The 12,371-nt window shown below is 68.7% G+C and carries 11 protein-coding genes; 7 read left to right on the top strand and 4 right to left on the bottom strand.

Annotation, left to right across the window (positions count from 1 at the left end):
- The first annotated feature begins 5 nt into the window (after positions 1-5).
- Both NQV17_RS23770 and NQV17_RS23765 read left to right on the top strand, forming a co-directional pair.
- Positions 6-1,427 (top strand): FAD-binding oxidoreductase, encoded by a 1,422-nt coding sequence (locus tag NQV17_RS23770; RefSeq protein WP_257774104.1) that lies wholly within the window; start codon positions 6-8, stop codon positions 1,425-1,427.
- A gap of 24 nt (positions 1,428-1,451) precedes the next feature.
- The gene (locus NQV17_RS23765; RefSeq protein ID WP_124488969.1) at positions 1,452-2,279 is read left to right on the top strand and encodes a metallophosphoesterase; all 828 of its coding nucleotides are present in this window, start codon (positions 1,452-1,454) and stop codon (positions 2,277-2,279) included.
- A 55-nt stretch (positions 2,280-2,334) separates the two neighbouring features.
- On the opposite strand, the gene NQV17_RS23760 is transcribed toward NQV17_RS23765, so the two are convergent.
- Both NQV17_RS23760 and NQV17_RS23755 read right to left on the bottom strand, forming a co-directional pair.
- Positions 2,335-2,493 carry a hypothetical protein gene (locus NQV17_RS23760; protein WP_170296438.1) on the bottom strand — a complete coding sequence of 53 codons (159 nt, stop codon included), beginning with the start codon at positions 2,491-2,493 and terminating at the stop codon, positions 2,335-2,337.
- Positions 2,494-2,618: 125 nt separating this feature from the next.
- Positions 2,619-3,560, bottom strand: coding sequence for a LysR family transcriptional regulator (locus tag NQV17_RS23755; RefSeq protein ID WP_257774103.1), 942 nt, complete (start codon positions 3,558-3,560; stop codon positions 2,619-2,621).
- Positions 3,561-3,717: 157 nt separating this feature from the next.
- Here NQV17_RS23755 and NQV17_RS23750 point away from each other — a divergent pair, with 157 nt between their 5' ends.
- The 4 genes from NQV17_RS23750 to NQV17_RS23735 are packed head-to-tail and all read left to right on the top strand — an operon-like array spanning position 3,718 to position 8,642.
- Complete coding sequence (locus NQV17_RS23750) at positions 3,718-5,337, top strand: efflux transporter outer membrane subunit (protein ID WP_257774102.1); 1,620 nt, start codon at positions 3,718-3,720, stop codon at positions 5,335-5,337.
- A 15-nt stretch (positions 5,338-5,352) separates the two neighbouring features.
- On the top strand, positions 5,353-7,554 hold the full coding sequence (locus NQV17_RS23745; RefSeq protein WP_257774101.1) for an FUSC family protein: 2,202 nt from the start codon (positions 5,353-5,355) through the stop codon (positions 7,552-7,554).
- Positions 7,551-7,754 carry a DUF1656 domain-containing protein gene (locus NQV17_RS23740; protein WP_011351756.1) on the top strand — a complete coding sequence of 68 codons (204 nt, stop codon included), beginning with the start codon at positions 7,551-7,553 and terminating at the stop codon, positions 7,752-7,754. Before NQV17_RS23745 ends, NQV17_RS23740 begins: the two co-directional genes overlap by 4 nt.
- 12 nt (positions 7,755-7,766) lie before the next feature.
- Positions 7,767-8,642, top strand: a complete 876-nt coding sequence (locus tag NQV17_RS23735) for an HlyD family secretion protein (protein WP_044846076.1) — start codon at positions 7,767-7,769, stop codon at positions 8,640-8,642.
- 18 nt (positions 8,643-8,660) lie between these two features.
- Here the strand turns inward: NQV17_RS23735 and NQV17_RS23730 are convergent, their stop codons facing one another.
- On the bottom strand, positions 8,661-10,334 hold the full coding sequence (locus NQV17_RS23730) for a methyl-accepting chemotaxis protein (protein ID WP_257774100.1): 1,674 nt from the start codon (positions 10,332-10,334) through the stop codon (positions 8,661-8,663).
- A 410-nt stretch (positions 10,335-10,744) separates the two neighbouring features.
- Between NQV17_RS23730 and NQV17_RS23725 the strand changes: the two genes are divergently transcribed.
- Complete coding sequence (locus NQV17_RS23725; RefSeq protein ID WP_257774099.1) at positions 10,745-11,983, top strand: MFS transporter; 1,239 nt, start codon at positions 10,745-10,747, stop codon at positions 11,981-11,983.
- A gap of 71 nt (positions 11,984-12,054) precedes the next feature.
- On the opposite strand, the gene NQV17_RS23720 is transcribed toward NQV17_RS23725, so the two are convergent.
- Positions 12,055-12,327 (bottom strand): hypothetical protein, encoded by a 273-nt coding sequence (locus tag NQV17_RS23720; protein ID WP_044846079.1) that lies wholly within the window; start codon positions 12,325-12,327, stop codon positions 12,055-12,057.
- Between the last annotated feature and the right edge of the window lie 44 nt (positions 12,328-12,371).

Here is a 12,371-nt window from a genome sequence, read left to right as displayed (position 1 = left end):
AACGTATGAATTCTTCCGAAGCCTTCGTATCCGCCTGCCGAGACGCGATCGGCGCCACCTACGTGCTGACCGAGCCGCACGACACCGAACCGTTCCTGACCGACTGGCGCCGCCGCTACAAGGGTAGCGCGTGCGCAGTGCTGAAACCGGCCGATACGGCAGAAGTCGCCGCGCTCGTCCGGCTCGCCAACGCGCACGGCGTCGCGCTCGTGCCGCAGGGCGGCAACACGGGGCTCGCCGGCGGCGCGACGCCCGACGCGAGCGGCGGCCAGGCGGTGCTGAGCCTCGCGCGCCTGAACCGCGTGCGGGCCCTCGATCCGCACAACAACACGATCACGGTCGACGCCGGCGTGATCCTCGCCGACGTGCAGGCGCGCGCCCGCGAAGGCGGCCGGCTGTTCGCGCTGAGCCTCGCCGCCGAAGGCAGCTGCACGATCGGCGGCAACCTGTCGACCAACGCGGGCGGCACCGCGGTGCTGCGCTACGGCAACGCACGCGAGCTGTGCCTCGGGCTCGAGGTCGTGACGCCGCAGGGCGAGATCTGGGACGGCCTGCGCGGGCTGCGCAAGGACAACACCGGCTACGACTTGCGCGACCTGTTCATCGGCGCCGAAGGCACGCTCGGGATCATCACGGCCGCCGTGCTGAAGCTGCATCCGCTGCCGGCCGCGCAGGTCACGGCGCTGGCCGCGCTCGAGTCGCCGCACGCGGCGCTCGACTTCCTCGCGCTCGCGCAACGCGCGGCCGGCCCGCTGCTGACCGGCTTCGAGCTGATGTCCGACTTCTGCATGCAGCTGGTCGGCAAGCACTATCCGCAACTGCGCTATCCGTTCGACCGCACGCATGCGCAGACGGTGCTGCTCGAACTGTCGGACAACGAAAGCGAAACGCATGCGCGCGCGCTGTTCGAAAAACTGATGGAAGAGGCGTTCGAGGCCGGGCTCGTGGTCGACGCGGTCGTCGCGGAAAATCTCGCGCAATCGCGCGCGTTCTGGGACCTGCGCGAACACATCCCGCTCGCGCAGGCCGACGAAGGTCTCAACATCAAGCACGACATCGCGGTGCCGATCTCGTCGATCGCGCGCTTCATCGACGAAACCGACGCGGCGATCCAGCAGGCCGCGCCGGGCGCGCGGATGGTCACGTTCGGCCACCTCGGCGACGGCAACCTGCACTACAACGTGCAGACGCCCGAAGGCGGCGACCCGAAGGCGTTCCTCGCGGCATTCCAGAAGCCGATCAACCGCATCGTCTACGACAACGTGCACCGTCACCACGGCACGATCAGCGCGGAGCACGGGATCGGCCAGCTGAAGATCGACGACGCGCAGCGCTACAAGTCGCCGGTCGAAACGGCGCTCATGCGCACGCTGAAGACCGCGCTCGACCCGCGCGGGCTGATGAATCCCGGCAAGGTCCTGCACTGAAGCCCCCGTCCCGGAGCGATGCCCATGAGAGTTCGCGTCCTGTCCGACCTGCATCTCGAATGCAACCAGCCCGACACGATCGCGCATGCCGACGCGGATCTCGTCGTGCTGGCCGGTGATATCCACAATCACGCGGAAGGCCTGCGCTGGGCCGCGGAGACGTTCGATCCCGACGTGCCGGTGATCTACGTGCCGGGTAATCACGAGTACTACGACGGGGAATTCGGCGCGCTCGAAACCGCGATGCGCGACGCCGCGCACACGATCGACCACGTGCATTACCTGAACAACGGCGTGTACGTCGATCCGGCGCAGCGCTTTCGCGTGCTCGGCACGACGCTGTGGGCCGATTTCTCGCTGTTCGGCGCCGATCAGGCGAGCGTCGCGCGCGCGATCGACGCGGCCATGCGCGTGATGCTCGATTTCAAGGGATTGATCCAGGTGACGTGGCCGCACGATGCGTCCGTGCATGCGGCGGCAGCCCCGGAGCGGGATTTCACGCCGGCCGACGCGATCGCGCTGCACCGGCAAGGCCGCGCGTGGCTGGAAGCACGGCTCGCGACACCGTTCGCGGGCCGCACGATCGTCGTCACGCATCATGCGCCGCACCTGCGCTCGCTGGCGGAGCGTTATGCGGAAGACCTGGCGTCGGCGGGATTCGTCACGGACATGGCGGAACTCGTGCGGCCGCCCGTGGACCTGTGGATCCACGGCCACACGCATACTTCATTCGATTACGTGACCGACAGCGGCACGCGCGTGGTGTGCAACCCGCGCGGCTATATCCGCCGGCGCACCGGCGAACTGGAGAATCCCGCGTTTGCGTGGGACAAGGTAGTCGAGCTCGGCTGAGCGCCAAGCCATCGGGCCGCGCGATGCGGCCCTACCCGAGCTGAAAGGCCCCCGATCAGCGATCGGCGCGGCGCGAGCCGTTCGACGACGGGCGCACCCGCACCGGCACCGGCTTCATCCGCGCCTTCATCGCGCGCAGCAGATCGCGCGTCGCCGCGGCGGCAGCAGCCGCACCAAGCAAAACTCCAAGGCCGATCATCAGTTGCGTATCCATTGCGACTCCGGGTGTGGGCAGTTCCAAATCTCGATGATTGAAACAGTATCAAACTGTCCGCGGTCCGTTGGTAAAAAAATGTTGCGTGAAGGACAAATCTCGTCAGATTGCACTCGACCGCGCGCTCATGTCGCAGCCGTGAACTGCGCGAGCGCCGCTTCGTCGGCTTCCAGCGTGGCCGGCAGCTCGTCGCGCAGGAAATCGACCCAGGTGCGGATTTTCGCGTCGAGGTACTGGCGCGACGGATACAGCGCATAGATGTTCATCACGTGCGACCGGTATTCGGGCATCACGCGCACGATGTGTCCGCTGCGCAGCCCGCCGATCGCCGAATAGAGCGGCAACCCGCCGATCCCCATCCCTTCCCGCACGGCCACCGCGAGCGCCTCGGCGACGTTCACGCGGAACGGCGGCGCCGTGACCGGAACCACCTCGTCGCCGCGCGGCCCCGACAGCGACCACTCGTCGAAATGAAAACCGGGCGCGACCATCCCGAGACAGACGTGCTGCTCGAGATCGGCCGGCGTGTGCGGCACGCCGTGCGCGTCGACATAGCCCGGCGACGCGCACACGACGCTGTAGCTCTCGCCGAGCCGCTGCGACACGAGCCCCGAATCGGGCAGGTCGCGGCCGACCACGATCGCGACGTCGTACCCCTCGTCGAGCAGGTCGGGCATCCGCTGCGCGAGCGTCAGCTCGACGTGCACGTCCGGATAGCGCTGCCGATAGCGCGCGATGGCCGGCACCAGGTAGTGCTGCCCGAGGCTCGTGAAACAATGCACCTTCAGCTTGCCCGACGGCCGCGCGTGCGCGTCGCCCGCTTCGGCTTCGGCCTGGTCGACGTACGCGAGGATCTGCTCGCAGCGCTGCAGGTAGCGCTCGCCCGCTTCGGTCAGCGCGATCCGGCGTGTCGTGCGGTTCAGGAGGCGCGTGCGCAGATGCGCCTCGAGATCCGACACGGCGCGCGACGCATAGGCGGTGGTCGAATTCATCTGCTGGGCGGCCGCGGTAAAGCTGCCCGCGTCGACCACGCGGACGAAGACCCGCATGTTTTGTAACGTATCCATCCCATTACCCGTTTGAATCCGGAGGGATTGTTGCACAGGGGCCAACAAATATTATCTCAAGATTCGTAAAAATGACTTGCACCGTTGTCCATTTATTCAGGAATCACTGAAAAATATAATCGCATCCGACTCATCTATATCCGAAAGGGAGAAAATCGTGCGCTCTCCGGCAACAAAAGGGACGCTGGCACTGGCGGTTCTTGCAGTCTCATTAATAATGGCCGGATGCGCGAGCATGGGCGACAACAGGCCGCAGTCCGCCCGTATCGAAGCGAACACGCTCGACGCCGGTGCCGCGATCCGCGCGGCGGACCACGACGCGGGCTGGCCCGCGTCCGACTGGTGGCGCGCGTACCGCGATCCGCAGCTCGACGCGTGGATTGCCGCCGCGCAGGCCGGCAACCCGAGCCTGGCGGCCGCCGAGGCCCGCGTGCGCGAAGCGCAGGCGATGGCGCGCGTGGCGCGCTCGGCGGAACTGCCGCAGATCAACGGCAACCTGTCGCTGATGCGCCAGCACTGGCCCGACAACGTCTACTACGGCCCGGGGCCGCTCGCCGATACCGACACCTGGAACAACACCGGCACGCTCGGCCTGTCGTACCACCTCGACCTGTGGGGCAAGGACAAGAACGCGACGGAGCGCGCGCTCGACACCGCGCATGCGACCGCGGCCGACGCACGGGCGGCGAAGCTCGAGCTCGAGGTCAACGTCGTGCGCGCGTATGTCGGCATGTCGATGAACTACGCGCTGCTCGACCTTGCGCACGAAACGTTCGAACGCCAGCGCTCGCTGGCCGATCTCGCGCGCAAGCGCCTGCAGGCCGGCCTCGGCACGCAGCTCGAAGTCAGCCAGGCCGAATCGACGCTGCCCGACTACGAGCGCCAGATCGACAGCTACGAAGAAGCGATCCAGCTCGCGCGCCACCAGCTCGCCGCGCTCGCGGGCAAGGGCCCGGGCGCCGGCGACGCGATCAAGCGGCCGAGCCTGTCGCTCGACGCGCCGGCCGGCCTGCCGTCCGCGCTGCCGGCCGACCTGCTCGGGCGCCGCCCGGACGTCGTCGCGGCCCGCTGGACGGTCGACGCGCAGGCTCGCGGCATCGATGTCGCGAAAGCCGCGTTCTACCCGAACATCGACCTGCTCGCGACGGTCGGCGGCTTCGGCGTGACCGCGCCGTTCACCGACTTCCTGCGCGCGATGAACGGCGGCTGGACGGCCGGCCCCGCGCTGTCGCTGCCGATCTTCGAAGGCGGCCGGCTGCGCGCGCAACTCGGCGCGGCCGACGCCGGCTACGACCAGGCGGTCGAACGCTACAACCAGACGGTCGTCGGCGCGCTCAAGGACATCGCCGACCAGGTCGTGCGGATCCGCTCGCTCGACACGCAGAAGAAGGACGCCGCGCGCTCGGTGGCCGCCAACGACCGCAGCTACCAGCTGTCGCGCGAAGGCTTCCGCCGCGGGCTGACCGATTACGTGAACGTGCTCGTCGCGCAGCAGCAGTTGCTGCGCGCGCAGGAGACGGCGGCCCGCATCGACGCGGAACGCCTCGCCGCGCACGCGCAGTTGATGGCCGCGCTCGGCGGCGGCGTCGAGACGGAGGCGCAGACGCAGACAGATGCGGACGTTCGGGGCGGTCATCCGGCCCGCGACGCGTCCGCCGCGGGTGCCGCCGCGCCGGCCGCCGCATCGGGTGCGAAACCCGCCGCGGCCGCCGCGCGCCCCGCGCAGGTCGCGACGGCCGGTTCGGCCGGTGCGGCCGCCACGCCGGCCGCACGGTAACGCGGAGCGACCGTCATGTCAGCCTCCTCCCCCGCTTCCACGCACGCCGGCGGCCCGCTCGCGGCCTGGTACGCCGCCTTCGGCGACTGGGCCCGCAGCGACGGCGCCGCGTGGCTCTACCTGTTCAAGGCGCTGCTCGCCGCGTTCATCGCGACCGGCGTGTCGATGCGGCTCGACCTGCCGGCCCCGAAGACGGCGATGACCACGGTGTTCATCGTGATGCAGCCGCAAAGCGGCGCGGTGCTCGCGAAGAGCTTCTACCGGGTCGCCGGCACGATCTTCGGGCTGATCGCGACGCTCACGTTCGTCGGGCTGTTCCCGCAGCAGCCGCAGCTGTTCCTCTTGGCCGTCGCGCTGTGGGTCGCGCTGTGCACGGCCGGCGCCGCGCGCAACCGCAATTTCCGCAGCTACGGCTTCCTGCTCGCCGGTTACACGACCGCGCTGATCGGGCTGCCGGCATCGCAACACCCCGACGGCGCGTTCATGAGCGCGATGACGCGGGTCGCCGAGATCATGGTCGGGATCGTGTCGGCAGGCGTCGTCAGCGCGCTGGTGTTTCCGCAGTACACCGGCGAGCAGATGCGCACGACGGTGCGCAAGCGCTTCAGCAGCTTCGTCGACTACGTCGCGGCGGCACTGTCGGGCCAGCTCGACCGCGCGCACATCGAGACCATCCATACGCGCTTCGTCGCGGACGTGGTCGGCTTCGAAGCGGCGCGCAGCATGGCCGTGTTCGAGGATCCGGACACGCGGATGCGCAGCGGCCGTCTCGCGCGCCTGAACAGCGAGTTCATGAGCGTATCGAGCCGCTTCCACGCGCTGCACCAGCTGATGAACCGGCTGCGCGCGGCCGGCGCGCAGGCCGCGATCGATGCGATCGAGCCGTACTTCCGCGAAATCGCGCCGCTTCTGACGCGCAACGGCGAGCCGGTGCGCTCGTCGGCCGACGCCGCGCTCGCCGCCGAACAGTTGCTCGCGTGGCGCGACGCGCTGCCGCGCCGCATCCGCGCGACGCGCGCCGCGCTCGAGACGCAGCCGGATTTCCCGCTGCTTGACTTCGACACGGCCACCGAGCTGCTGTACCGCTTCATCACGGACCTGCACGAATACGCGGCGACCTACGCGTCGCTGTCGACCGCGACGCACGAGCGCGAGCGCTGGATCGAGCGCTACGAGCCGCGCACCAACCTGACGGCGATGGTGATCGCCGCGATTCGCACCGCGACCGTGATCCTCGTGCTCGGCGCGTTCTGGATCGCGACCGCGTGGCCGAGCGGCGTGACGCTGACGCTGACGGCGGCGGCCACCTGCGCGCTCGCGTCGTCGACGCCGCGCCCGACCGCGATGTCCGCACAGATGGGCATGGGTACCGCACTGGCCGTCTGCACGGGCTTCCTGCTGACGTTCGGCATCTACCCGCACATCGACGGCTTCCCGCTGCTGTGCGTGGCCCTCGCGCCGCTGCTCGCGATCGGCATCTTCATGACGCTGAAGCCGAAACTCGCCGGCTACGGGATGGGCTACCTGATCTTCTTCAGCTTCCTCGCCGGCCCCGACAACATCACGCACTACGACCCGACGAGCTTCATGAACGACGCGCTCGCGCTGGTGCTGTCGATGCTCGTCTCGGCGATCGCGTTCGCGGTGCTGTTCCCGCCGACCGCGCCGTGGCACAAGAAGCGGCTGTTCGCCGACCTGCGCCACCAGGTGGTCGCGGCGTGCCACGCACGGCTGGCCGGCTTGCGCACGCGCTTCGAGAGCGGCGCGCGCGACCTGATGTACCAGGCGCACACGCTGTCGGCCGACCAGCCCGACGTGCAGCGCGACGCGCTGCGCTGGATGTTCGCGGTGCTCGAAACGGGCAACGCGGCGCTCGACCTGCGCACGGAGCTGGCGACGCTGCCGTCCGACCCGCGCTATGCGCCGACGACACCGTGGCGCCGCGCGATCGAGACGCTGCGCGCCGCGCTGTCCGCGCTGTTCCGCAAGCCGGACGCGGCGCGCTTCGACGCGGCGCTCGCCGCGGTCAACGCCGCGATCGACGCGACCCGGCTGACGCTCGATGCGTTCACGCCGTCGCGCGAGGAGCGCCACCGGCTGCAACGCATCCTGAGCCATCTGCATTTCGTACGCACGGCGCTGCTCGATCCGGAATCGCCGCTCGAGCCGCTCAACCGCAACCGCCCCGTGCGTCCCCAACAAGGAGCCTCGTCATGATGCCGCGTGAAATCGCCATTCTCGATGCCTACATGCCCACGGTGGTCCTGATGTTCGTCCTGGGCGCGCTCGCGACCTGGGCCGTCGACCGCCTGCTCGCCTACACGGGCCTCTACCGTCTCGTCTGGCACCCGTCGCTGTTTCGCGCGTGCCTTCTCGTCTGCATTTGCGGCGGACTGAGTCTTGCCGTTTACCGTTGATTCCGAACCATCATGATTCTCAGAAAACTCTTCGGCTTCGTCGCGACCGCCATCATCCTTCTCGTCGCGATCCTGATCGGGCGCTCGCTGTGGGTGCACTACATGGACGATCCCTGGACGCGCGACGGCCGCGTCCGTGCCGAGATCGTCAACGTCGCGCCGGACGTGTCGGGCGCGATCGTCGAGCTGCCCGTACATGACAACCAGCTCGTGAAAAAGGGCGACCTGATCATGCAGATCGACCCGTCGCACTACCAGATCGCGGTCGAGCAGGCGCAGGCGGCCGTCGCCGCCCGCCGCGCGGAACTGCAGATGCGCCGCGACGACGCGGCCCGTCGTGCCGACCTCGACGCGCTCGTCGTGTCGAAGGAAAACCGCGAGAACGCGGCGCACAGCGCGTCGAGCGCCGATGCGCAGTACCAGCAGGCGATCGCCGCGCTCGACGCCGCGAAGCTCAACCTCGAACGCACGCGCGTGGTCGCACCGGTCGACGGCTACATCACGAACCTGCAGACGTTCAAGGGCAACTACGCGGTGGCCGGCCAGGCGAAGCTCGCGATCGTCGACAGCCATTCGTTCTGGGTCTACGGCTACTTCGAGGAAACCAAGCTGCCGCGCGTGAAGGTCGGCGCGCCGGCCGAGATGCGGCTGATGAGCGGCGGCGTGATGAAGGGCCACGTCGAGAGCATTTCGCGCGGCATCTACGATCGCGACAACCCGCAAAGCCGCGACCTCGTCGCGGACGTGAACCCGACCTTCAACTGGGTGCGCCTCGCGCAGCGCGTGCCGGTGCGCATCCGCATCGACGAGGTGCCGGCCGACGTGGTGCTGTCGGCGGGCACGACCTGCACGGTCATCATCGATCCGGACCAGCGGAAGAAGTCGTAAGCGTCGACGGCCGGACGCCTACGCCGCGATGCGAAAGCGTCCGACCAGCGACTTGAGCGCCTGCGCCTGTTCGTCGAGCGCATTCGCCGCGGCGGCCGCCTGCTCGACGAGCGCGGCGTTCTGCTGCGTGCCGGCATCCATCTGCGTGACCGCGCGGCCGATCTCGTCGATCCCGGCGCTCTGCTCGTCCGACGCCGCCGAGATCTCGCCGATGATGTCGGTCACGCGCTTGACCGCCCGCACCACGTCGTCCATCGTGCTGCCCGCATCGCGCGCGAGCGCCGCGCCGTTCGCGACGCGCTCGACCGACGCGCCGATCAGCGCACGGATCTCCTTCGCCGCGGTCGCCGCGCGCTGCGCGAGCAACCGCACCTCGCCCGCCACCACCGAGAAACCGCGTCCCTGCTCACCCGCGCGCGCCGCCTCGACCGCCGCGTTCAACGCGAGAATGTTGGTCTGGAACGCGATCCCCTCGATCGTGCCGATGATGTCGCGAATGTTCTTCGCGCTGTCGTCGATCTCGCTCATCGTCGCGACCACGCGGCCGACGACTTCGCCGCCCGCCTCCGCGACGGCCGACGCATTGGCCGCGAGCGCGCTCGCCTGACGTGCGTTCTCGGCATTCTGCCGCACGGTCGACGTGAGCTCTTCCATGCTGGCCGCGGTGCGCTCGAGCGCGACGGCCTGCTGCTCGGTGCGCCGCGACAGGTCGAGGTTGCCGGTCGAGATCTCGCCGGACGCGGCCGCGATCGCCTCGGCGCTGACGGCGATCTCGCCGACGGTCGCCGCAAGCCCGGACTGCATGTCGGACAGCGCGCGCACCATGCTGTCGCGGTCGTGCCGGCCGAGCGGAATCGGCCGCGTCAGGTCGCCGCGCGCGATGTCGGCGGCGATCGCCTTCGCCTCCGCGGGCTCGCCGCCGAGCTGCGACGCGAGGCGGCGCACGACCCGTTCGGCGATCGCGATCGCCAGCACGATCAGCGCGGCCGTCATCGCCGCGATCATCGCGAACGACGACGAGAAGATCGTTGCGGATGCATCGAGCGTCGCCTTCGACTTCGCGCCGCGCGTCTTCACGAGCATCGCGACGAGTTTCTCGAGCTTGCCGGTCTCGACCAGCAGCGACACGTCCTGCGTGCCGACCTGCCAGTTCATCTGCGACAGGTCGAGCGGCTGCGCCTGCACGAGCGCGACGAAATCGCGCAGATGGCCGCTCCACGTGCCGACCGCCAGCGAGAACGCGCGCAGTCGCGCGGAATCGTCCGCATCGGCCGGATCCGCGTAATGCTGCAGCGTCGCGAGCGCCTGGCCGATCGACGCGAGCCCCGCGCCGACTTCGGCGCCCAGGTCGTCGCGTTCCTTCGCGGTGGTGGCGGTCAGCAGCATCTTCTGCGCGCGGCTCGCGCGCAGCACCTCGGCGCGCACTTCCTCCGCCGCCCGGCTCGCGACGTGCCCCTGCTCGTAGACCGACGCAATCGACGCGTTCAGCCGGCTGATCTGCCACAGCGAGAACACGCCGATCGCGAGCGTGCCGGCCAGCAGGATCGCGAACGCGGCGCGCAACGTTGTCTTGACGGTCCACGTCCGGCGTTCGCGCCGGGCTGCGCGCGCGTGCCGCGAGGCGGGCCTGGCGGCTGCGTCGGTCGCGGCTGTGGCCGCAACCGGCCGCGGATGCAATGAAGCTGCTTTCATCGATATTTCCCCGTATTGATCGTGCCGCCGGAAAGGTCGGTTCCGGCGGCCGGCATTCCCGCAATGGCCCGTCATGCCGCGCGTCCTGCACCCGTCCGGCTCGTGGCCGGTGCCGGGCGCGGCGCACCTGTGTTGTCGTTGCGTCTTCTACGGCCCCGATCGGCGCGTCTTGAGTCCGGACAAACACCGATCCGGTCCCACGCGGCGCGACGAAAGGCGGACTCGCCGCAGCGTTATACCCGGCCAAAAAAGGGTGCAATGGGCCGAATCGTCGTAGCAATGTCCGAATCGCGACAAAACTTGGCCGGACATTCTCGATACGCCACATTAGACTTCTTTGACGCAACAACGATTCGAACGCGCCGATCCCCATCAGAGCGCGTCCCGTCACCTCAACTCGCTCAGCTCACATGGAAACCAGCCTCGATACGGGCGCCGGCACCGCCGCCGCAGCCCAGCCGTCTGCTCCACGCGCCCCGCGTACCGTCTATCCGGTGCTCGGCGCGATCAGCTTCTCGCACATGCTCAACGACATGATCCAGTCGTTGATCCTCGCGATCTATCCGATGCTCAAGAGCCAGTTCGCGCTGTCGTTCGCGCAGATCGGCCTGATCACGCTGACCTACCAGATCACAGCGTCGCTGCTGCAGCCGCTCGTCGGCCTGTATACGGACAAGCGGCCGAAGCCGTATTCGCTGCCAGTCGGGATGGGCTTCACGCTCGCGGGGCTGCTGCTGATGTCGGCCGCGCCGAACTTCGCGACGCTGCTGGCGGCGGCGGCGCTGGTCGGCTGCGGCTCGTCGGTGTTCCATCCGGAATCGTCGCGCGTCGCGCGGATGGCGTCGGGCGGCCAGCACGGGCTCGCGCAGTCGCTGTTCCAGGTCGGCGGCAATGCCGGTTCGGCGCTCGGGCCGCTGCTCGCCGCGCTGGTGATCATCCCGCACGGCCAGCACAGCATCGCGTGGTTCTCGGCGGCCGCGCTCGTCGCGATGGTCGTGCTCACGCAGATCGGCCACTGGTACAAGAAGCATCCGTCGATGAAGAAGAAGGCGGCGCCGGCCGGCCATCCGACGCTGTCGCAGGGCCGCGTGCTCGCCGCGATCGGCGTGCTGGTGCTGCTGGTGTTCTCGAAGTACTTCTATCTCGCGAGCATCAACAGCTATTTCACGTTCTACCTGATCGACAAGTTCCACCTGTCGGTGCAGGCCGCGCAGATCCACCTGTTCGTGTTCCTCGCGGCGGTCGCGGCCGGCACGCTGATCGGCGGGCCGGTCGGCGACCGGATCGGCCGCAAGTACGTGATCTGGGTGTCGATCCTCGGCGTCGCGCCGTTCACGCTGCTGCTGCCGTACGCGAACCTGTTCTGGACGAGCGTGCTGAGCGTGATCATCGGCGTCGTGCTGGCGTCGGCGTTCGCCGCGATCCTCGTCTATGCGACGGAGCTGATGCCCGGCAAGGTCGGGATGGTCGCGGGCCTGTTCTTCGGCTTCGCGTTCGGCCTGGGCGGCGTGGGCGCCGCCGTGCTCGGCCAGCTCGCCGACGCGACGAGCATCACGTTCGTCTACAAGGTGTGCTCGTTCCTGCCGCTGATCGGCGTGCTGACGGTGTTCCTGCCGAACCTCGAAAGCAGCCGGCGCAAGCAGGCGTGACGAAGCGGCCGCGGCTTGGGTGCCGCGGCCGTTGGCTCAACAACCTTGCGAAACGTTTCGTTGAGCGGTTATCAGTGCCGGGGTTCTCGTGTGCCGCGACCGAACATTCGCGCACCCAGCCAGACCAGCACGATCGCGATCACGAAGCTGACGCCGAGCATGGTGCTGATCAGGATGTCGCCCTGGCCGTGAACACCGAGCGTTTCGAACACGCGGAACAGCGGCTCGAACGCTCGCCACCCCGCCCCGCTTTGAAACCATTCATCCAGCGGGGAATTCGCCAGGCCGAGATAGACCGGGATCGTCAAGACGATCGCTGCAAGCAGGCGGACAAGCACTTTCATTGGACGATCACTCGACCGTAGTACTTCATCCCGGTGCCCGGAAT

Origin of the sequence: Burkholderia sp. SCN-KJ (genome assembly GCF_024656005.1) — a bacterium.
GTDB lineage: Bacteria > Pseudomonadota > Gammaproteobacteria > Burkholderiales > Burkholderiaceae > Burkholderia.
This window is presented reverse-complemented; position numbering and strand designations above follow the sequence as displayed.